Origin of the sequence: uncultured Veillonella sp., from assembly GCF_938010505.1 — a bacterium.
In the GTDB taxonomy this organism is placed as follows: Bacteria; Bacillota; Negativicutes; order Veillonellales; family Veillonellaceae; genus Veillonella.
Window position 1 is genome coordinate 1 of record NZ_CALLVP010000071.1, and the last position, 23,096, is coordinate 23,096.

Below are 23,096 nucleotides of genomic sequence, written 5' to 3' on the forward strand. Positions count from 1 at the left end.
TGGTTCGTGACTATGAAAGCTATAAAAAACTGTTCTGCGAATGTGGCGTTGAATGCTACATCATGAACACAGGCTTCTTCTTGGAAAATAAAATTCCTAAAGAAGTTACTCTTGATTTGTTAGAGCGTTTGGTAGAAGGCACATTGGACTTTAAACCATTCTATAAATACGAAAATCTTTCTTATGTAGAGGTTCCTGGTTTTGAACCTCCATTCCAAGTGCGTGAATACCATCACCAATTACACCAAGCTTTCGAATTCCGTTATGACTATGTAGAAAAACTCATCGGTCATAAAAATGAATTGCCTCAAGAAGTATTGGATGTACTTAAAACGTTAATGTAATATTGAGATTTAACTAGACTTTCAATGTCATATTGGATTTAACTAACTTCTCAAATAAAAAGGCCCTCCTATAGGAGGGCTTTTTTATGTACATTAATACTATGTACAATAATACTATTTACTGGGATATGTGATCTTACTTGAAATCAATATTTTACTCATATATATTTAATTAGTAATTTAGTAATATATAGTTATAAGAAAAATAATGTTTTATTATAAGGAACTCTATATGGATATAAAAGACATTAAATATATTAGCACCATCGTAGAGATGGCATCGTTTTCAAAGGCGTCTAAAAAATTATATATTTCTCAGCCTGCGTTGAGTCAAAGTATTCGTCGTATTGAGGCTGAATTAGGTGTTCCTATGTTTGCTCGCGATCGGACTAAGGTGGTGCCTACAGCAGCAGCGCTACAAATTGCAAAAGAGGGGATGCCCTTAGTTCAAAAGGTGGAGGCACTAACGCAGTCTATCATAAATCAAGGAACGGATGTGGCTTATCATGTACGGATTGGCCTATCTCAATTCTATGGACATCATATGCTAGGAAAAACCTTGAAGAGCTTTCAACAAATTGAACCTTCTTGGGAATTTCATGTTGTAGAAGGGGAATCTCACTTCTTGGAACAGCAAATTTGTGATGGATTAGTGGATGTAGGGTTATTTCCAACGCCTATTTACTCACAAGCTCTTGAAAGTTACCCTGTTTTAGATGAGCAGATTCTATTGGCCATTAGTGTGGAAAACAAGAAGGCAATAGCTATTGCGGACTCCCTCATGACATCTGATGGAATTCGTGAGATTGCACCTTTTGGAGCATTTCCATTCATTCTACTAAGAGAAGGCCTCAAATTGCGGACTTTGGTAAATCGTTTATGCCAAGCAGAGTCCTTTGTGCCAAAAGCCGTCATTGGCTCTGAAACTCTAGATACATGCCGGTCCTTAGTAGAAGATGATTATGGTATTACGTTCTTGCCGAGCACGCTCAATAGTAAGGGGGATGACGATAAGGTTAAATTCTATTCTCTTGCATCAAAACTCTGTTTCCGCCAATTAGTTCTCGTGGCAAGATCAGATAGAGCTAAGCGTTTCCACTTGTCTGAAGTAGCAAACATTATGCAACAGTTCTTATAAAGAATATGTGCAAAGTTATGAACAGTATAATTTGGAATTGGTGGAAAATATTGATAAATCAATTAATAAATAGATAAATTAATAGACGAATCAATATAAAAATCAATATATAATTAGATCATTATATAGTTGAAGAGATTAATTCCTATAAATATAGGGAATTAATCTCTTTTTGTTTTGTGAGAGGAAACTGAAGGAATCGAATTAAATAAATATAGTAAATAACAATATTCTTACATAGAAATGAGTCAAAAAATTCCCAAAAAATAATTGACAAATGTCCTGTCAGAAAATATACTTATAGTAGTTTAAAACATATTCAGAAGATAGGATTTAAAATCCGCAATAAAGGTGGATTTAACTTAAATAAGAGTAGAATATGTTTTCTTATTATTGTCGGTTGGCCTATGTAGGTCCCTAGGAGGTTTACTATGAGTAAAGAAGTGGAAAATAAAAAGACTCATGAGCATAATTGTCAAGGTGGCAAGCAGCATGAACAGAATACTGAACATGCTCATAAGCATGAAAGTACTAAACATGAAGGCCACAAGCATCAGCATGGTCACCATTGCCATTGCGGTGGACATCAGCATGATTACGGTCATCATCACCACGACCATGACCATCATTACGATCACGACCATGGCCATGATCATCATAACGGACACGATCATGAACATAGTCATACAAAGGCTATGCCAACGGATAAATGGGTGCCGCACACGCATGAGCCAGGGGTGCCTCATGAACATGGCGTAAACGACTATATGAAAGCCGTTGCGGAGTATCGTAAAACATGGCCTACAAAACAAGATGTTATCGAACAAACACCAGATCCTGCGGTACGCGAAATGATTCTTCGTATGGAGCAAATTGGTTGTGATACAGTATTTGATCGTTTTGACAAACAACAACCTCAATGTACATTTGGTATTGCCGGTGTATGTTGCCGTATCTGTTTCATGGGTCCATGTAAAATCACACCTAAGAGCCCTCGCGGTGTCTGTGGTGCCGATGCAGACCTTATCGTTGCTCGTAACATGACACGTGCTGCTGCAGGTGGTTTAACACAACATGGTGCACATGCTCGTGAAATTTTGATCTCCTTAAAAGCTGCTGCTACCGGTGAATTAGATATTCCAATTATGGGCGAAGAAAAAATTCGTACCGTATGTAAAGCTTTCAACATCCCTGAAGAGGGCCGTTCTTTAAAAGAAGTGGCGAACGATTTAGCAGATGTTCTTTTAGAAGATTTGAGCCGTGCATTGCCTGGTGAATATAAAACAATTACAGCCTTAGCACCTGCGGAACGCCGCGAAGTTTGGAAAAATTTGGATATCTTGCCTATTTCCGCTTACAATGAAGCCTTTGATGCATACCATCGTACATGCGTAGGTACTGATGGCGATTGGGAAAGCAATATGAAACAATTCTTGCGTTGTGGTCTTGCTTTCACATTCACTGGCGTAGTAGCGGCAGACATCGCTACAGATGCATTATTTGGCCTTGGCGGTCGTCGTACATCTAAAGTTAACATTGGAGCCTTGAAAAAAGGGTATGTTAACATCGCTGTTCACGGTCACTTGCCAACTTTGGTATCTCAAATCTGTACAATTGGTGCTTCTGAAGAGTATTTAGAAAAAGCGAAAGCTATCGGTGCTAAAGGCATTCAATTCTACGGCATTTGCTGCTCCGGTTTATCTAGCATGTACCGTTATGAAAATGTTATCCCATTGTGTAATGCTATTGGTGCAGAACTTGTACTTGGTACTGGCGCACTCGATTGCTGGGTAGCAGACGTTCAAGACGTATATCCTGCTATTATGGATGTAGCGCGTTGTTTCAATACAAAAGTTATCACTACATCTGATGCAGCTCGTTTGCCGGGTGCAGAGCATATCGGTTACGATCACCACCACAGCAATTTGGCAGAAACTAAGGAATTGGCTCGTAAAATCTTGGATCGTGCCCTTGAAGCTCATGAATTGCGTAAAGGCATGCCTGTATTTATTCCGCCATACGAAATCACTGCAGAAGTTGGCTTCTCTCCAGAATCTACTGTTAAACATTATGGTTCCTTCAAACCATTGGCAGAGGCGTTAAAATCTGGTAAAGTTCGCGGTATCGTTAACGTAGTAGGCTGTTCTAACCCACGTGTTATCTACGAAAAAGCAACTGTAGATATCGTTGATACACTCATTAAAAACGGCTGTATCATCTTAACAAATGGTTGTGCGTCCTTCCCATTGATGAAGCTTGGCTACTGTAATACAGATGCTATTAAGAAATGTAGCCCTGCGTTGCAAGAGTTCTTAGGCGATGATCAACCACCAGTATGGCATGTAGGTGAGTGTGTAGATAACGCTCGTTCCTCCGGTATTTTCGGTGGTATTGCAGGTGAATTAGGGCTTAACTTGCCTCAAATGCCGTTTGCTATGTCTAGCCCTGAATGGTCCAATGAAAAAGGTATTGATGCATCCCTTGGCTTCCGTTTAATGGGTATCAATACATACCACTGCGTTGAGCCGCCTACACAAGGCTCTGATGCCGTTACAAAATGGCTTAAAGAAGACACTAAACACACATTAGGCTCTGTTATGTACGTAAATACAGATCCTGCTAAAGTAGCTGAAAAAATCTTGGCAGATATCGATGCTAAACGTGCTGCTTTAGGTTGGACTGAAGTAAAATAGTTTATCTTTTTGATAAATTATAATTTGTAGTTACGTATAAAAACACCCTCTATAGATCTTGTAGTTATTATGACTATTAGACTTTAGAGGGTGTTTCTTATTGTTTGTATATAGATTTTGGGGTAGTGTTGTATTAGCTGTAACCTAGTGTGCTAATTGTTTTAGGGGCTATTAAAGTGCGATGGTTTCTCCATCTTCAGGAACTGCTACATGGCTTTCGATATGAGTGCCTTTGATAAATTTGTGCACATCCTTACGGCTTATTGCTGTATGATTAACTGTATCCATGTGAACAGCGATGATTTTAGCCTCTGGTTTGCGTACCACCATGCGGCCAATATCTTTTGTACCCATAATAATACTATCTTCAAAGCCTAAAATTTGAGCATATCCTGTATTCATAATAATAACGTTAGGGTCAAAACGAAGTAGTGCCTTTTCTACATCGCTTGTCCACACCGTATCGCCTACAAGGTAAACTGTTGGTTCGTCCTGTGCTTCAAAAATAACTCCCATCGCATCGCCTGCTAATGGTGCGAGAATTGGATTTGCATACATTTCTACAGTGCCGTGAGAGCCACCTGTTTTTCTCAATGTGATACCATTAAACTCTAGACTTTCAAAAATGATGCGTACATCATTAAAGCCTTGTGACGTAATAAGTTCTTTGTCCGCTGTATTTTGTACAAAAATAGGAAGTGATTTTGGAATAGAATTAATTGCCGTATCATCCCAATGATCGAGATGTGTATGTGTAACTACTACTGCAGTTATATCGCTTAATAGATCATCTATTGATACAGGTAAATCAACCATAGGCATTCTCTGTTGATAGTTAAATGTTCCTTCAAAGCCAGGATAAGTATCTTTTGGTGCTAAAAATGGATCAATAAGAAATGTTGTGTTTTTTATTGTTAATTTTCCCGTTGCATTTCGAATGTGAGTATATTGTGTCATAGTTATCTCCTTAATTGAAGTATTGTTGATTTAGTTGAATAGATTACTATTTGTAATCTCTAGAATTAGTGTACCTTATTTTGTTATACTAGTCTCAACAATAATTAACACTCTGTTTATTAATATACACATTGTATAAAAGTGTCTATGTTGGAGGTTTTATGATAACTCGAAAAGAAATGACACGTAGGTTGTTAAAAGAAGGGTTGCTTAGCTGTCTAGAGAACCATTCTTTTGAGTCTGTAACAGTAACATTGTTGTGTAAAACGTCAGGTATAACTCGTTCTACTTTTTATTTACACTATAGTAATATTATGGAAATTGTTGATGATTTAGTGGATGATGCAATTGCTTATTCAAACCCAGGAATGGTAGATAATAATAATTTACAAACTATAGCTAAAACCTTATCAGCTGCTTCTGATTCTGTGTCATTGAGAGAAGCATACGATTCTATTTTTGATAGACTACCGTTATGTCAGCGTATTATACGACATAAAAAGTATTTACCTTTATTTTTAGATGAACAAATTTCAGAATATGTATTACAACGCATTATACGGTGCGAAAAAGATCGGCAAGGACTGGTTATGGCAGAAGCACTTGGGATTTCATTTGATGTGGGTGTATCCGTTTTTGTATTTTTAGTACACGGACTATATGCTATTAATAAAGAATACAAGTGGTCTCAGAGCGATGAGTGGTTAGAAGCTCAGAAAATTATTTTTGAACTCGTTTATCGTGGTTTACAAAGTAAATAGTATTCATACTCGCTTATGTTTTAGTATTCTATGAAGTTTTTATACAACGAAAAAAGGACTCCATTTGGAGTCCTTTTTTCATGTAAGGGGAGTGTTAGTATTAATATCAAATGAATCATGTATTTAAACAAGTAGTAGGTTTGGGGTTAGTATTACTTGTCGGGAGATAAATACACGTATGGCAACCAGGGAATTGTTACCTTTATCTATCATTTGACGTTATCATTATAGGAATGGTAAATGAGTTAAAAATGAAGAAACATAATAAATTTCTTTAAATTTCTTATATTTGTAAAAAACATGGTAATTAATTTTAATTATTGTTGATAAATATGGGACAATTTTGGTATTATATAAAGGAGAAGGTGTATATTTTATAAAGGTTTATCCACATTAAGCTTTTATAAAATATACAGCTCGATAGCATGAGAGGGGCAGTCATATGAGTAAAATATTCACCATATTAACACTTTTGTGGCTACTCAGTATAGGGGGGACTACTAACGCAACGGACTGGTACTATGTTGGACCAGATGCATCAGGAAACCAATTATTTATTGACAATGACAGTGTACAGAAGAGTGATTACGATGCGCTTTTGTGGTTGCGAGTTAATGAACTGGGTGGCGACGAATTGCGATATAAAGTTTATATCAGTAGATATAATCGAACCATGGAAATATTGAAGGTAGATGCGTACATGTCAGACGGGACGCCGTATGAGAATGTAGAATTTAATGAGAATCCTGAGCCTATTGCAGGGAACACAAATGGTCAAGCTATTTATATTTTATTATGGAAATAAAAGAACCATCTAGTACAGCAAACTAGATGGTTCTTTTTATGTGTAAAATATTTATAAAGCATTAGGGAATATTTTATATACTATATCCTCTAGATGTAGAGAATGGTATATATGAGGTTTTTAGACTTGAGCTGTATTGCGAGTCAACTCTAAGTCTTGAATCATTTGGAGATCGTCTTGAGGTGAACGACCGCCAGTAGTTAAGTAGCCACCAACCATGATACCGTTTAGGCCACCTTTTAGAGCATAAGCTTGTAAGTCTCGTAGATTTACTTCGCGGCCACCTGCAGTCCGTATCAATGCGTTTGGCAAGATGAAACGGAATACAGCGAAGGTACGTAAGATATCCAATGGACGTAAAGCTTCGTTGCTTTCAAATGGAGTCCCTTTAACAGGATTCAAAATGTTTAATGGCACGGAGTCAATATGTAAACGTTTAAGTTCGAACGCCATTTCTACGCGTTGTTCTAATGTTTCGTTGAGCCCCAGGATACCGCCAGAGCAAACACGGATGCCTGCTTTTTGCGCATTATCGATGGTAAACATTTTATCCTCGTAGGAATGAGTAGTACAAATGTCTGGGAAGTGGCTAGGTGCCGTTTCGATATTGGAGTGGTATCGAGTCACACCGACTTCTTTTAATTTGAGTGCTTGTTCGTAAGTTAACAAACCAAGAGAACAGCAGATTTCAAGGCCAATTTCGTTTTTAATGCGATCTAATACATGAATGATTTGATTAAATTCATCAGGGTTATTAGTATTACGACCACTCGTTACGATGGAAAAACGAATTGCCCCTGCTTCTTTAGCTTTACGAGCTGCATTAAGAAGGCTTTCCTCATCCATAAAAGGATACTCTTGAACGCCTGTATCATGGTGTGCAGATTGAGCACAGAACTTACAGTTTTCAGGACATTTGCCAGATCGAGCATTAACAATGGCACATACATCCACTGAATTGTCATTGAAGTGCTGGCGAATTTTATCAGCCATAGCGAGTAAAATCATAGTATCATCGTCTGAAGTGTGAATCAGTTCGATTGCTTCTTCCTTAGTGATCTCGCCACCGTTCATAATGCGGTTTGCAATAGTAATGATTTTTTCGTATGTACCCACTTGGGATGGTTGTTGATCTATAGGCAAAGCCATAATAGCCTCCGGAAATTGTTAACCTAATAAAAAATAATATATTGACAATTTGATTGTAATCCTTCGCGCATAAATTGTCAACTTAATGTATTAATTGGTTAACAAAATTTATATATATTATCTTAGATGGTAAGTTAGATATTGTGTTAGATGTTCTTTTGTGAAAATCATATGTGGTTATTTTATAATTTATATTTATTAATAGTTAAGAGAAGTTTAGTTTAACTATATCTTTTTTGCCCTAAATGATAGTTATTTTTAAGTTATCTTTAACGTTTTGTAGTATAATAAACTATTGTAATTACTATATATATAACTATAATAAAAGTACTAATACAAGGAGTGGATATAGATGCAGCCATTTCGATTTATACACTGTGGTGACCTGCATTTAGGGGCACCCTTTCAATATGCTACAGGTATTAGCAATGCCGTTGATCGTGCCGTGAGTGAAGCTACCTATGTAGCCTTAGATGAAATTGTTGATACTGCTATTGCGGAACATGTTCATGCTGTCGTGATAGCTGGTGATATTTATAATAGCGAAGACCATAATTTAGAGGCTCAAGTTCGTTTTGTGCGCGCCATGTATCGCTTGGCAGAGCATCGTATTGCGGTCTATATGGTGCAAGGTAATCATGATCCTGCTGAAAGCTGGAAAGCACAACTACAGATGCCAGATAATGTATATGTATTTTCTAGCGAACAAGTGCAGCGCTTTCCGCTCATCGTTAACAATATAGAAATTGGTGGCGTATACGGCATTAGCTGTGGTCATGGTAATGAAAGTGACAATTATGCCCGCCAATACCGAGCTTTTGAGCGGGATGAGTTTTCTCTTGCTGTTATGCATGGAAGCGTGGGCTCTAGTGTAGGTTCTGAAAATCACAATGTAACAGGACCTTGCAACTTAACTGATTTAGTTGAGGCCGCTATGGATTACTGGGCATTAGGTCATATTCATAAATCTCAAGTTCTTAGCGAGGAACCTCTCGTTGTGTATGCAGGGAATCCGCAAGGCTTGCATCGTAAAGAAACTGGTCCGAAGGGATGCTATCTTGTGAATGTATCTCACAATGGACATTGTAAACCGAGATTTATCGAAACAAGCGCCATTCGATTTGAGGAAATCAAGATTGATATTGTAGGCATGCAAAATGAAACAGATTTTTTGGAGATTTTGCGTCGTAAAAAAGATAATCTACGCAAGCAACATAAGAAAAATATTTTGTTATCCATCGTTTTAGCCGGCACGGGACCGCTACATCGCCTATGTACTCAAGAGGGCATTCGGAATTTATGGTTACAAGAGTCTCAAAATGAAGAGAAAAGCAAATCTATCTTCGTTATGCCTTACCGCATCATTTCTAATACTCGACCTAGCATTAACTTAGCTGAGCGACGTTTGTTAACAGATGTAGTAGGTGATTACTTGCGTGCTTATGACGATATGGTAGATGGAGATGCGGTACAGACTGCTCGCCAAATAATGACCGAACGTCCTGAATTTAAGCGCTTAGGTGTATATGCCGATTTATTGAGTGATGAATTATTACAACGCGCTTTGAAACGTTGTGAAATTGAAGGTGTTACAGTATTGATGGGGGCTAGTGATGAACATTAAACGCATACGATTTGATGAATTTGGCCCGTATCACAACTGGTCTTTCACTACGGGGGATAATGGGGTTCAACTTATGTATGGCCCCAATGAAAGTGGTAAAACCTCCTTGCTCGAAGGGATGCGTACCTTATTGTTCGGTGGCATTCATAAGGCATATAGTCCTATGACGGGTGCCCTTGATGTAGAGCGTAATGGTGAAAGCTACTACATCGGGCGTAAGGGTAAACAGTTAGATTTTTATAGTCCTGGAAATCCTGCCATCCATGAAGAGCCAGCACAATATTGGTGGCATGGTATCGATAAAAAGACATACAACCGCATATTTGCATTGACGCTCCAAGACTTACAAGGTCTCGATGTGTTGCAAGAGGTAGAGGTTCGCTCTCGATTCTTTGGCGCTGAAGGGGGCGAGCACTTAGGTGCTGTTGTTAAAGATGTTGAAAAAGGGGCTACAGATTTACTTGTAGCATCCTCAAACGGTAAACGTCGCATCAATGTATTGATGGATGAGCTCAAGGAAAATCGCCAAAAGCTGAGTCAGTTGGCGGAGCATGAAGCGCAATATGTGGAATTACAAACCGTCTTTCACAGTACAGAGCAAACCGAAATGGAATTGCAAAATCAGTTGAAAGAATGGAAGGAATACCGGGATGGCATAGATGTAGTATTGCGTGCGTGGGATACGTATCGCCGCAGTGAAGAGGCGCGTATGCACATGCAGCAGTACAATAGTGAACTCGACTTGAGCCGTGATGAGTTCCTCGGTATCGATGAAGAGATCAAACGAGCTCAGGACAATATGCAATTATGGCAGGAAAAGGAAGCGGCGTTGATGCCAGCAAACTTTAGCCCTGACAGTCCGTTTGGTACGTATGGTCAAGACATTGAAGACCTCATTCAACAAGGTGCCAAATGGGAGCAATTACGCCGTGAGTGTGAAGAAGGGGATGCCTATATCCATAAGGTTAGAGAACAATTGGAATTCTCTCGTACCTTACATTCTGCGTGGCGTCATGATGAGCCGATGGCGGACGATATCAACTGGTTTGATGGAGAGCGATTGGCAAGTCGTTTGCGCACTGCGAAAGATCAACTTTTACATTGGCAAGATCGAAAGCCTGCGGAGGCTTCTGATGAGTTGCCAATGGCGAACCTTGAAGGTGCGTCTCTGCCTAACTTTAGTGAAGAAGCTTTGGCTAAAAAAGAGCATTTGGAACGTGAATTAGACCGTATCTTAATGGATATGGATCGAGTAGAGGATAAGCGCGACAGCTATGGTACAGATGTACAGCCTACTAATTTACCTAAATGGTTACAGCGTATTAGCGGTATCGGCACCGTTATAGGTGTGTTGGTAGTGTTAGCAGGCCTTTTGGTTCTTGAATCCGTACTTTACACTATTGGTGGTTTTATCTTATTGATTCTGTTTATGGCGCTTTTCTGGTACGCTACTTGGAGAGCTCATAATGGTAACGCGGATGTATCTAAATTGAACTACGAGTTACAGATTCTTTCTTCTCGTAAATCTGATATAGAGCATCAACTAGAGGCTTTGATTAATGCTGCCACCCCTGTGGCAAGTTCTGTACCATCCTTAGATGGGGTGGCACATCTTGAACGTTGGATTCAAGAAGGGCATACATTACAAGGTATTTACGATGAAGCCCTCGCAGCGTGGCAAAATTGGCTGCCTCAAGGGGCGGCTAAGAGCCTTAACGAAGATGATTTCTTCGGCCTAAAACAAGAGTATGATCAATATCATGAACAGTTACGTACTATTGAAGGTTATGAAAAACGCTTAGTAGAGCATAAAGAGGGGTTGCGCGTTATCGAAGATCAAGCGATGACCTTGTGGTATAACCTTGGTGTAGAGGCGCCAGTATCTCCAACAGAGCTAAAACGCATTTATAACCAATATAAAAACTTTCAGCAAAACAAAATCGTATGGGAACAAAAGGAAGCACAACGTAAAAGCTTCCGCAACGAATACGATAATTGGCATCGCAAGGAAAAAGAACTACTCCTTCGCCAAAAAGAATTGCTTCATAAAGCTGGTATGGAAAGCTCTAACGAGTATCGTCAACATCTTATCGATGAGGACCAATACAAACAGTGGCAAACCATCTATAAACAAAGTCAGGTGCAGCTCGATTTATTAGCTCCTGATGCGGAGAATAAAGACTTGTTCTATCGTCGTTTGCGAGAAGGTAATAAAGATAACTGGCTAGATGAATTGGCTCACTCCGAGCGTGAAATGGCATCTATTGAAGATAAGTTGGCTACCTTGTACGAACGTCGTGGTCAAATTGTAGAAGCCATGCGGACGCTTGGCTCTGACCAAGAACAACATAAAATGTTGCAAGAACGCGAAGCTTTACGAAATGAATTAGAGTCTGCACTCGAAGATTGGGCCACACAAGTGTTGATAGGCTATTGTATGGATAAGGCTCAACAATCATATGAACAAGAAAAGCAACCTCATATGTTAGAACTTGCGTCTTCTTATGTAGAACGCCTAACTGGAGGCTTGTACACGCTAGATATCCTCGGTATCAACAAAGGAGTAGCGCTTATCAACAACAATGGGGAACGATTAGAACTTAAATTCTGGTCTAGTGGCTTAGCTGATCAAGTGTACTTGTCATTGCGACTCGCCCTAGCGAAGGTATTCTCTTATCAAGTGGAGTCCTTGCCGATTATCTTGGACGATATTCTTGTGCGCTTTGACGAAAACCGTCAGCGTAGTGCTTTAGAACTATTGGCTGAGCTTGGGAAAAATCAACAGATTTGGCTCTTTACTTGTCAACGCTCCGTATATGATATGGCTCAATCCATTATGGGTATCGATTGCCATAGATTGAGTCGTAGTTGAATGAATTTCAGACTGGAATTAAAGACTTAGTCAAATTAAAGTAGTGATTACATTACAGTACTAGTAAATTTAACGACATACTTGAATTAAAGTCTTAGTTTAATCAAAGTGGTAATGAAATAATAATCCCTGTGGAGGCATATGCTTTCACAGGGATTATTAAAGAATAAATAATGTAAGTGATTGTAACTAAAGTAACTGTTTTAGTTACACAAGTGTGTTAGTATACATTTAGAATGAAAGGGGTTGGGTACTTGAACACAGCATATTTGGACATGATCCAAGGAAAGAACCCTGGTGTGACGCCTGTATGGTATATGCGACAAGCTGGTCGTAGCCAAGCGGAATACCGCAAAATCAAAGAAAAATATACTTTATTTGAAATTACAAAAGAACCTGAGCTATGTGCTCGCGTTACGGAATTACCTGTTAAGGAATACGGTGTCGATGCGGCTATTCTCTACAAAGATATTATGAGCCCAATGGTGGCTATGAATGTAAATGTAGAGCTCAAGGCTGGTGTGGGGCCTGTGTTTAGCACGCCTATCCGCTCTATGGCTGATGTGGATAAATTAGAAACCTTTGATCCTACAAAGGTAGATTATATTGCGAAAACGATTACATTATTAACCTCTGGTATGCTCGACGTGCCGCTCATTGGTTTCTGCGGGGCACCGTTTACTATTGCGTCCTACCTTATCGAAGGGGGTCCAACGAAGAATTACAATAAGACTCGCGGTATGCTCATCGGTGCTCCAGATATGTGGAATGCATTGATGACAAAACTAGCGGACATGTCCATTGCGTACTTGTCCATGCAAGCCGAAGCGGGTGCTAATGCACTTCAAATCTTTGACTCTTGGGTAGGTGCTGTTAATGCAGATCAGTATAAACAAGGGATTTACCCTCATATGGAGCGGATTATAAAGACTGTGAAAGCTAAATATCCTCATTTGCCAATGGCCATGAATGGTGTTGGTACGGATCATTTGGTGTCTATTTGGTCTCACTTGCCTTTAGATGTCATTGCCCTTGATTGGCGTAGTTCCATCGTTATGGCAAACGAGCGTGGCGTAACACAAACGGTACAAGGTAACTTGGATCCGGCGTATTTGTTCGGAGACGAAAAAATATTGGCCCGTGAAGTGGATCGCATCTTGCTCGACGGCGTTCGCTATGGGCGCCATATCTTTAATTTAGGTCATGGCGTATTCCCAGAGGCAGATCCTCAAAAACTCCATTGGCTAACGGACTATGTGCATGAACGTAGTCGTGAGATTTGGGCTCAAGAGAGGTAAATTAGTGAAAGTAGAAAAAAAGGGATTATTATTCCTGTCTTATGGTAGCCCTTTAAGTAAGGATGATTTAGTACCCTATATGACGAGCATTCGTCGTGGCCGTGTACCAACGGAAGCAGAGCTTACAAATCTCACTAATCGTTATGATACAATCGGTCAATGGGAAAATATTGAGCTCCAAACTATGGCAGAGTGCCAATATAAAGCCTTGCTTACTCTGTTGCCAACTATGCCTTCCGCTATTGGTTTTTTACACATGAAACCATCCATTGCAGATGCGGTTGACTCCTTAGTCCAGCAAGGAGTGGAGCATATTATGGCTATTGTAACAGCTCCATTCTTCACCGCTCTTGGTACTGGAGCTTATGAAAAACAAGTGCAAGCAGCCATTTCAAACCATGATAATGTGACATTCGACTTTATCCGTTCCTGGTGGAATCAACCAACTTTCAAGGAATACTGGGTAAAAGCAATTTCAAAGTGTGTGAATAATGATACATCAGAATGTGTAGATAGTATTAACGCTGATTGTGTGAAAAGTGTTAAATCAGTGTGTGTAGATAGTGCTAAAGCAGAGTGCGCAGTCGTAGATGCGGACGGTAAAAATGTGTTCGTTATTTTTAGTGCTCACAGTATACCTCTTATCAATAATCATGGTGGCGATTCGTACGCGTTAGCTTTAGAGGAAAGCGCTAAAGAGATTGCTGAATATTGTAAATTACCGAACTGGACTGTGGCATGGCAAAGTGCGGCTCCTCATGGCCAATGGTTGGGTCCTACTGTAGAGGATGCAATCAATGAAGCTTTACAAACTGGTGCTACTCGCATTGCTTTTGTACCATTTGGATTTGTAAGCAATCACGTTGAGGTACTGTACGATAATGATGTGGAGTGTAAAGAACTCGTTGAAGCAAAGGGCGCAACATATATGCGTGCACCCATGCCAAATTGTAATGAAACATTTTTACAAGCAATGGCGAGTGCAATAATAGAAAGGATTCATTCGTGAACGTAACAATTGTGGGCGGTGGCTTAACAGGGCTAACAGCGGCTTATTATTTAGGTCATGCAAAGCCAGAATGGACCATTACTCTTTACGAACAAGCACCACGATTTGGTGGGAAAATACAAACGCAACGAGTTGATGACTTCGTAGTGGAACTCGGTCCTGACTCCTATTTGGGTCGTAAAACAGAAATGACAGATCTCGTGCATGATCTTGGGCTAGGGGATACCCTTGTGTCAAATGAAACAGGCCAAGCCTTTGTGTATGATAAGGGCTCTATCCACCCAATTCCGGGCGGCTCCATCATGGGCATTCCTACGGAAATGATGCCTTTTGTAAAAGCAACGCTCATTTCCTGGCCTGGTAAATTGCGTGCTGGCTTAGATTATTTTAAGAAACCATACCAACTTGATGAAAATGGGGATGTATCCATTGGTCATTTCTTCGAATACCACTTAGGACAAGAAATGATGGACAAACTCATCGAGCCTCTTTTAGCTGGCATCTATGGTGGCGATATTTATAAAATTAGCTTATTGTCGACATTCCCTCATTTTATTCAAGTAGAACAAAAATATGGAAACATGGTAAAAGGTATGATGGCTGCTAAGATGAGTCACTCCAAAGCAGGTGTCTCTAAGGCCGCCAAAGGGGCTGTTACTGAAGGTGATGTGCCTCGATCTGGTAAAGGAACCATGACGGACCGTCAATTTGAAAGCCACGAAGCTAAGACTAATCAAGATAGTGTTGCTGGTAATAGTGTAAGCGGTTCTAGCCATGTGACAAAGACTAGTGCTAATCATCAGTCTGCTAAGGCGCAAGCGGATATGGAAAGTCGCAAGGGTACTGCTGCTCAATCGGGTATGTTCCGTCAATTGACAGGTGGCCTTGAAAGCGTGATTACCGCTATCGTTGAGGCCATGCCTAGTAATGTACATTTGCATACAGGTGCGCTAGTTTCTGATATTCGATATGTTGATGGCGTATATGCAATCGATGTAGTGAAGTCGTGTAACGATTCTTGTGGGTGTCAATCTATTGCTGATAACAGTCTGAACAAGAGTGATTCAGCTACAGAGGTGCTTCTTAATAAAGCTCCTATTATGGCAGATCATGTGATTATCAGTACGCCTCCGGCAACATATACGCAATGGTTCAAGGATGATGCGGGTTTTAATTTCTTGCGTTTCATGGAGCAATCTAGTTGTGCCATTGCTATTATGTCCTTTGATAAAAGCACCTTTGATGGTGATTTAAAGGGATCAGGTCTTCTCATTACTCGTAACACGGATACACCTCTCACAGCGTGTACTATTTTAAATCAAAAATGGCCACAAACAACGCCTGATGATCAGGTGGTTTTGCGCGTCTTTATTGGTAAGCCTGGCAATGATGTGGTAGAACGACTCAGTGAAGAGGAACTTTCAGAATTAGCAGTCAAAGAAATTCAACATATCATGGGTTTCTCTGTCAAACCAGAGTGGGTGCGCATCAATCGTCTCATTCACTGCATGCCTCAATATAATGTAGGCCATCGTGCAGGCATTAAAGCAGTCCGTGAACATGTGGCGGAACAGTATCCAAATTTACACCTTATCGGTACGCCATTTGATGGCATTGGTATTCCTGATGGTGTAAAACAAGCAAAAGAACTCGTAGAAAAACTTGTGAATGACAAGTAGGATAGTGACTTGCTTAAAAGAGTTAGTATAGTATTAAGAGGCATAGGATTATCTCAGCCTAAAAGCAGTAGTTTAGTCTTAACTAAAGAATATACTAATAAAAAATCTCAATAGAAACTAAATTGAAAAGACTCCATATGCTATAATAATTATTGGAGTCTTTTGATTTCCGTAAATATAGATATACATTATTATTTTGATATAATCACCATAGATAGGAGTGATCATAATGGGAAAAGCAATCCCTACAGTAGAAGGTTGGCATAGCCAACATATGGTATTTGCCATGGATTTCAGCGCATGGAACTGCTTCACAGCTGATGAAAAAGCAGCTGCGCGTAACGAATTAAAAGCATTCTTAGCAGAACTTGAAGCTAAACATCAAGCTAAAGAAGGTAGCTATGCATTCTATGATTGTAATGGAGCAAAAGGGGATTTAATTCTATGGATTCTCGGTCCATCCCTTGAATATTTGGCACAAGTAGAACGCAAGTTCCGTCGCCTCGCTATTGCAAGCGTATTGGTACAAACTTACTCTTATACATCTGTAACAGAAGTAAGCACCTATGTTAAGAACAAACTCGATACTGAGGAAGTTAACAAGAAACTATATCCTCATGTACCGCGCGATAAATACATCTGCTTCTACAACATGACTAAAAAACGTGAAGGTGCAGATAACTGGTTCATGCTACCACCGCAAGAGCGCGGTGCTTTGATGAAAGCTCACGGCGAACTTGGTAAAACATATTTAGATGTTCTATCTGAATTCACCACAGGTGGCTGTGGCCTAGACGATTGGGAATGGGGCATTACCATTTTCAGCAACGACGACATCCAATTCAAAAAAATCGTATACGATATGCGCTTCGAAGAAGCCAGTGCAAAATACGGCATCTTTAGCGACTTCTACGTTGGTACTATCATCGACGATGCACTACTAGAAGAAATCTTTGGATAATAAAAAAAGGGACTGCGTTGCAGTCCCTTTTTCTTCCCTTAAAATGAAGGCTATAATTTTGAACAGAAAATTTTGTATACGCACTGTACTGCGTAAAATATAATTCACTATATTCGATTATCTTATTCATGGCTATATTTTTATAAAAGAGAACCCCGCATCGATCCGACTTACGAGGTCAAGGCCCTAGGCCGCAGACCTGATAAGTATGGAGGAGAGATGCGGGGTTTCTTTTATCACTTAGTTTAGAAAAGTGAATTATATTTTGTTGTACCGTCGAGTGAACGTAAATTTTCTGTTTCCAGAAAATTATACGTTCATGTTAGCGCTTTTACGCACATAGAACCAGTAGCACACTGCTACAGTTACGATGTTGAATGCAAGTAATACGGCAAAGGCTGGATGAATATTGCCAAACATGGAATATACAAAGCCGAAAATCTTAGGTGTAATGAAGGCACCATATGCAGCTACCGCAGCCACGAAGCCTGTGATCAAAGAGGAGAGCAATGGATTGCCAAATACGTGTGGAATCATACGAAATGTAGCACCTGTAGCGAAACCACAGCATACGAATGTCAATACGGACATTGCAAAGAAGAATGGGAAATTGTGCATGTCTACGCCAACTGCAATTAATGCAGTGGAAACACATAAACCAAGAAGACTAGCAAAGGTAACTTTTGTACCGCTGTTGATCTTATCGGCTAACCAACCACCTACAGGGCGAAGTGCACCTGCTACGAGTGGACCTACGAATGCGATAGAAGCAAATGGAATTTCAGGGAATTCTTTACCTACTAATAGGCCAAGTGCTGCTGCATAACCAGAGAAGGCACCGAAGGAACATGTATAGAGCAATGTAAGCGCCCACGTGTGCTTGTTACCAAAGATTTGTACGAGGTTTTTAGGATTTGGTTTTTCTAGAGGTAAGTTATCCATGAAACGAGTCATCAATGCAAGGATAACAACGAGTGGTACGACCCACATGAAAGCCGCATTGGCAAGATATACTGCATTACCTTTGATAATCGTTGGTGTTACACCAAATACGCTACCTAATGCAGCAGAACCCATAGCAAATGGAGCTAAGAAGTAGATTACGGAAATACCAAGGTTACCAACACCGCCGTTGATGCCAAGTGCAGTCCCTTTTTCGGATTTAGGGAAGAAGTTGCCAATGTACGCCATGGAGGACGAGAAGTTGGCACCCGCTAAACCGATGAGGGCCGTTAAAATCATAAATGTCGTATATGAAGTGGTTGTATCTTGTACCGCAAAGCCGAGCCATACAACAGGAACTAATAAAATGATTGTGGAAATAAATGTCCAGTTTTTTCCGCCTAACAGTGCAGGCATGTATGTGTACACAAATCGCAATGTGGCACCCACAAGACCTGGTAAGGCAGCAAGTGTGAATAACTGATCCGTAGTAAAATTAAAACCTGCGGCATTTAGCTGTGCTGCAATGGTAGCCCATAAATACCATACGCAGAAAGAAAGTGTTAAGGCGATGGTGGACACTACCAAGTTTTGTTTAGCAATTTTTTTACCAAACTTTTCCCAAAATTCCGGATTTTCTGGTTGCCAATTAGCAACGATTTCGCTACGGCTTGCCCCTACTTGAGGCATCTTTAGTTCACTCATTTTGAACTTCTCCTTACTGAAAAACTATACTTGTAATAAGACATAATAGATACAATTTAGGCCCCCATATATATAAATATTACAATTTATAACTCTAATTTTATAGAAAATACTCAAATTATTTATGGAACTGCGTTATAATTGTCATATCAATGAAATTTTCAATGTCTTATATCACAAACATATTATATAGTGTAAAAATTTTTGTGAATGTGATGTAAAACACACATATTCTGAAATTTATAAGTTATAATAATCTTATATATACGAAAAAGTATATAATACATGTACTTTTACTGTAAATGGATTAGTATAACTAATGGATTTTATTTTAAAAGTACTGTGGAGCGGTGATGGTATGGATCAAAAATTAATTAACCAATTGCTTGCTTTGCCGGGTGAGGAATTACATCTTAAAAAAGGTGATTTTCTCTTCCATGAGGGGGACAAGGCAGAATACTTTTACGTAGTAGTAAAAGGTAGAATGAGCATTAAGAAGTTTGAAGCTAGCGGACACATTTTTGCGTTGCGCCTAGTGGGACCGAATAATGTTATAGGTGAAGTTCCGTTATATGAGGAGAACACAAAAACATATGTGTTTAACGCTATTGCTCGGGAGGACTGCTCTGTTTATTGTATTCGCTATGATTTGTTAGAATCAGCCATTGCAAAAGACCATTCGTTGGCCATTGCGATGATGAAAATCTACACTCTACATATGCGACGTCAACAGGCAAAATACCGAGACTTGCTACTATACGGCAAGAAGGGAGCATTTTATTCTACCTTGTTGCGCTTAGCCAATAGTTATGGTGTAAAGCGCGAGGATGGTATCTTTATTGATATCGCCCTAACAAATCAAGAGCTAGCTGAATTTGCTGCCACATCAAGAGAAAGTTTGAATCGCATGCTAAGTGAGTTGCGTAAGTTGGGCTATGTAGCCTATGATAAACACCATCTAGTCATCTGTGATTTTGATGCTTTAATCGGGTTGCTTGAGTTAGAGGTTGATACGATTGACCCTAATATTAGTAATATCGAATAAGAGGATATTCTCCCTTGTGTTAGCTGAGCTAGCACAAGGGATTTTTTTTGTAGTTTTAAGGAGGACATGGGATGAGTTTGTTGTCTCAAAAATTTAAGTTTCTTCGCAAGAAGAACGTATCTCCAAGCGGCCATCAAATAACTGAAGATGGCGGTCGCGAGTGGGAAAATTTTTATCGTGACCGTTGGTCTTACGATAAAGTTGTCCGCACAACGCATGGCGTAAACTGTACTGGTTCTTGTAGCTGGAATATCTACGTTAAGAATGGTGTTGTAGCGTGGGAAAATCAGGCTACTGATTACCCTGAAACACCAGATGATATGCCGGATTACGAACCACGTGGGTGCCCTCGTGGTGCAACATTCTCTTGGTATCTCTATAGCCCATTGCGCGTAAAATATCCATATGTGCGCGGCGAATTGGCTGAGCTTTGGAGAGAAGCGAAAAAGAATGCTAAGAACCCAATCGAAGCTTGGAAATCTATCGTAGAGGATCCTGAAAAAGCAAAAAAATACAAATCTGCCCGTGGTATGGGTGGCTTTGTGCGCTCCACATGGGATGAAGCGACAGAAATTACAGCAGCATCCTTATTATATACAGCAAAAACATACGGCCCTGACCGCAATGCAGGTTTCTCTGTAATTCCAGCGATGTCCATGTTGTCCTATGCATCAGGTGCTCGTTTCCTTAACTTAATGGGTGGCTCACCATTGTCTTTCTATGACTGGTATGCGGATTTGCCACCTTCTAGCCCTCAAGTTTGGGGTGAACAAACAGATACTCCTGAATCTGGTGACTGGTACAATGCTGGTTACATCATGACTTGGGGTTCTAACGTACCGTTGACTCGTACGCCAGATGCTCATTTCTTAACAGAGGTACGCTACAAAGGTACTAAAGTTGTATCCGTATCCCCTGACTATGCGGAATCTACAACTTCTTCCGATGCTTGGCTCAATGTAAAAGCCGGTACTGATGCGGCTCTTGCTATGGCAATGGGCCACGTAATCTTAAAAGAATACTACATCGACAAGGAAACTCCATACTTCAAAGAGTATGCTAAAGAGTTTACAGATATGCCATTCCTTGTACGCGTTGAAGATATCAATGGTACTGTACAACCAGGCCGTTTCTTGAATGCTAAGGATTTAGGTCGCCAAGAGGAAGGCTCTGACTTCCAAATGGTATTGATCGATGATACAACTAATGAAATCGTTGTTCCTAATGGTACAATGGGAGATCGTCACACAAACCCTGAAAAATGGAACTTACGCCTTGAAAACCGCGATACAGGAGCTAAAATCGACCCTCGCCTATCCGTGTTTGATCAACGCGAAGAAGTGACTGTTGTTAAGTTGCCATACTTTGGTGATGAAGAACACGAAGGCGTTATTGAACGTGCTATTCCTACCATTACGGTACAAACTGCAGATGGTCCTGTAAAAGTAACTACCGTATATGACCTCATTCTTGCTAACTATGGTATCGACCGTGGTATCGGCGGTGAAGTGGCTAAAGCTTACACTGATGACACTCCATACACACCTACATGGCAAGAAAAAATTACTGGCGTAAAAGCAGAAATCGCTATTGCTACAGCTCGTGAGTTTGCAGACAATGCAGAAAAAACTAAAGGTCGCTCCATGATTATCATGGGTGGCGGTATCAACCACTGGTATCATGCGGATATTATTTACCGTACAATCTTGAACCTTATCATGTTCTGTGGTACAGAAGGTGTTAACGGTGGTGGTTGGGCTCACTACGTAGGTCAAGAAAAACTTCGTCCTATTGAAGGTTGGGGCGGTATCATGACTGCTAACGACTGGAGTAAAGCTCCTCGTTTGCAAAATAGTACATCTTGGTTCTATTTTGCTACAGAACAATATCGTTCTGATTGCATCGACTTGGCAGACCGCGTATCTAAATTAGCTAAGCCTCGTTATCGTCACCCTGGTGATTATAACGTATTAGCGGCTCGTTTAGGTTGGTTACCATCGTATCCTACATTCAATAAAGGCAGCCAAGAATTGATTAACGATGCTCGTGCAGCTGGTGCTGGTACAGAAGCAGAAATTAACCAATATGTGGCGCAAGCTTTGAAAAATAAAGAATTACAATTCTGTGTAGAAGATCCAGCAGCTAAAGAAAATCACCCACGCAACTTGTTTGTATGGCGTGCAAACCTTATCGGTTCTTCTTCTAAGGGCCACGAATACTTCTTGAAGCATTTATTAGGCACTAAAAATGCAGTATTAGAAGATGATGACGCAGCTACACGTCCAGAAGAAATCAAATGGCGTGAAGCTGATGGGGCAGGTAAACTCGACCTTCTCATCGACATCGATTTCCGCATGGCATCTACAGGCTTGTACTCTGATATCGTATTCCCTGCAGCTACATGGTATGAAAAAGAAGACTTGTCTTCTACTGATATGCATCCATATGTACATGTATTCCAAGCAGCTGTTGATTGCGCATGGGAAACTAAATCTGACTGGGATACATTCCGTACCCTTGCAGAAACAGTTTCTCGCGTAGCAAAAGAGTCTGGCTTCACAGAATACGAAGATATCGTAGCATTGCCTCTTGGTCATGATAGCCCAGGTGAAGTGGCTCAACCAGAAGGTAAGGTTCTCGACTGGAGCAAAGGCGAATGTGAACCAATTCCTGGTAAAACAATGCCTAACCTTGTTCATGTAAAACGCGACTATAGCCAAATCTTTGAAAAATACATTGCTTTGGGACCTAACATCGAAAACAAAATGGGTGCCCATGGCTTGGCTTGGGATGTATCTGATGAATATCAAACATTGTATGCACAAAATGGTACAATTGATAACCCAGACTTTATTTCTCATGGTCGTCCAAGCATTTACGAATGTAAAGAAGCTTGTAATGCTGTATTAACATTATCTTCTTGTACAAATGGTAAATTGGCTGTTCGCTCTTGGAAAGCGATGGAAGAAAAAACAGGTCTTTCTGGTCTTGAAAAGAACGCAAAAGGTCGCGAACAAGAAAAAATTACCTTTGATGACATGGTTCGCCAACCACGCTTCATCATTAGCTCTGTAACAAGTACTGGTAAGAACGATAAAAACCGTCGTTATTCTC

Annotated in this window: 15 protein-coding genes and 1 pseudogene; 13 read left to right on the forward strand and 3 right to left on the reverse strand. The window is 40.1% G+C overall.

Annotation, left to right across the window (positions count from 1 at the left end):
* The 3 genes and pseudogenes from Q0507_RS04150 to cooS form a co-directional block, all read left to right on the forward strand.
* Positions 1-344: pseudogene (locus Q0507_RS04150) on the forward strand (phosphoenolpyruvate carboxykinase); the annotation flags it as partial.
* A 232-nt stretch (positions 345-576) separates the two neighbouring features.
* Entirely contained in the window at positions 577-1,482 is a 906-nt protein-coding gene (locus tag Q0507_RS04155) for a LysR family transcriptional regulator (protein ID WP_298712845.1), read from the forward strand.
* A gap of 431 nt (positions 1,483-1,913) precedes the next feature.
* Positions 1,914-4,175, forward strand: a complete 2,262-nt coding sequence (cooS, locus tag Q0507_RS04160) for an anaerobic carbon-monoxide dehydrogenase catalytic subunit (protein WP_298712848.1) — start codon at positions 1,914-1,916, stop codon at positions 4,173-4,175.
* Positions 4,176-4,346: 171 nt separating this feature from the next.
* Here the strand turns inward: cooS and Q0507_RS04165 are convergent, their stop codons facing one another.
* Positions 4,347-5,132, reverse strand: coding sequence for an MBL fold metallo-hydrolase (locus Q0507_RS04165; RefSeq protein WP_298712851.1), 786 nt, complete (start codon positions 5,130-5,132; stop codon positions 4,347-4,349).
* A 161-nt stretch (positions 5,133-5,293) separates the two neighbouring features.
* Here Q0507_RS04165 and Q0507_RS04170 point away from each other — a divergent pair, with 161 nt between their 5' ends.
* On the forward strand, positions 5,294-5,893 hold the full coding sequence (locus tag Q0507_RS04170) for a TetR/AcrR family transcriptional regulator (protein WP_156697098.1): 600 nt from the start codon (positions 5,294-5,296) through the stop codon (positions 5,891-5,893).
* 442 nt (positions 5,894-6,335) lie between these two features.
* Positions 6,336-6,698, forward strand: a complete 363-nt coding sequence (locus Q0507_RS04175) for a hypothetical protein (RefSeq protein WP_298712857.1) — start codon at positions 6,336-6,338, stop codon at positions 6,696-6,698.
* Between the two features lie 120 nt (positions 6,699-6,818).
* On the opposite strand, the gene bioB is transcribed toward Q0507_RS04175, so the two are convergent.
* Positions 6,819-7,847 (reverse strand): biotin synthase BioB, encoded by a 1,029-nt coding sequence (bioB, locus tag Q0507_RS04180; protein WP_298712860.1) that lies wholly within the window; start codon positions 7,845-7,847, stop codon positions 6,819-6,821.
* A gap of 352 nt (positions 7,848-8,199) precedes the next feature.
* Here bioB and Q0507_RS04185 point away from each other — a divergent pair, with 352 nt between their 5' ends.
* From Q0507_RS04185 to hemQ, 6 genes are all read left to right on the forward strand, one after another.
* Positions 8,200-9,471 (forward strand): exonuclease SbcCD subunit D, encoded by a 1,272-nt coding sequence (locus Q0507_RS04185; RefSeq protein WP_298712863.1) that lies wholly within the window; start codon positions 8,200-8,202, stop codon positions 9,469-9,471.
* Positions 9,461-12,343, forward strand: a complete 2,883-nt coding sequence (locus tag Q0507_RS04190; protein WP_298712866.1) for an ATP-binding protein — start codon at positions 9,461-9,463, stop codon at positions 12,341-12,343. Before Q0507_RS04185 ends, Q0507_RS04190 begins: the two co-directional genes overlap by 11 nt.
* Before the next feature lie 254 nt (positions 12,344-12,597).
* Positions 12,598-13,641 (forward strand): uroporphyrinogen decarboxylase, encoded by a 1,044-nt coding sequence (gene hemE / locus Q0507_RS04195; protein WP_298712869.1) that lies wholly within the window; start codon positions 12,598-12,600, stop codon positions 13,639-13,641.
* A gap of 4 nt (positions 13,642-13,645) precedes the next feature.
* Positions 13,646-14,650 (forward strand): ferrochelatase, encoded by a 1,005-nt coding sequence (locus Q0507_RS04200; RefSeq protein WP_298712872.1) that lies wholly within the window; start codon positions 13,646-13,648, stop codon positions 14,648-14,650.
* Positions 14,647-16,329 (forward strand): protoporphyrinogen oxidase, encoded by a 1,683-nt coding sequence (gene hemG, locus Q0507_RS04205; protein WP_298712875.1) that lies wholly within the window; start codon positions 14,647-14,649, stop codon positions 16,327-16,329. Before Q0507_RS04200 ends, hemG begins: the two co-directional genes overlap by 4 nt.
* Positions 16,330-16,558: 229 nt before the next feature.
* Positions 16,559-17,290 carry a hydrogen peroxide-dependent heme synthase gene (gene hemQ / locus Q0507_RS04210; protein WP_298712878.1) on the forward strand — a complete coding sequence of 244 codons (732 nt, stop codon included), beginning with the start codon at positions 16,559-16,561 and terminating at the stop codon, positions 17,288-17,290.
* 309 nt (positions 17,291-17,599) lie between these two features.
* Here hemQ and Q0507_RS04215 read toward each other — a convergent pair whose 3' ends face one another.
* Positions 17,600-18,937, reverse strand: a complete 1,338-nt coding sequence (locus Q0507_RS04215) for an MFS transporter (protein ID WP_298712881.1) — start codon at positions 18,935-18,937, stop codon at positions 17,600-17,602.
* A gap of 358 nt (positions 18,938-19,295) precedes the next feature.
* On the opposite strand from Q0507_RS04215, the gene Q0507_RS04220 reads away from it, so the two are divergent.
* Both Q0507_RS04220 and Q0507_RS04225 read left to right on the forward strand, forming a co-directional pair.
* Entirely contained in the window at positions 19,296-19,982 is a 687-nt protein-coding gene (locus tag Q0507_RS04220; RefSeq protein ID WP_298712884.1) for a Crp/Fnr family transcriptional regulator, read from the forward strand.
* A gap of 71 nt (positions 19,983-20,053) precedes the next feature.
* Positions 20,054-23,096 (forward strand): nitrate reductase subunit alpha (locus tag Q0507_RS04225; RefSeq protein ID WP_298712887.1); only part of this gene is annotated, 3,043 nt, incomplete at its 3' end.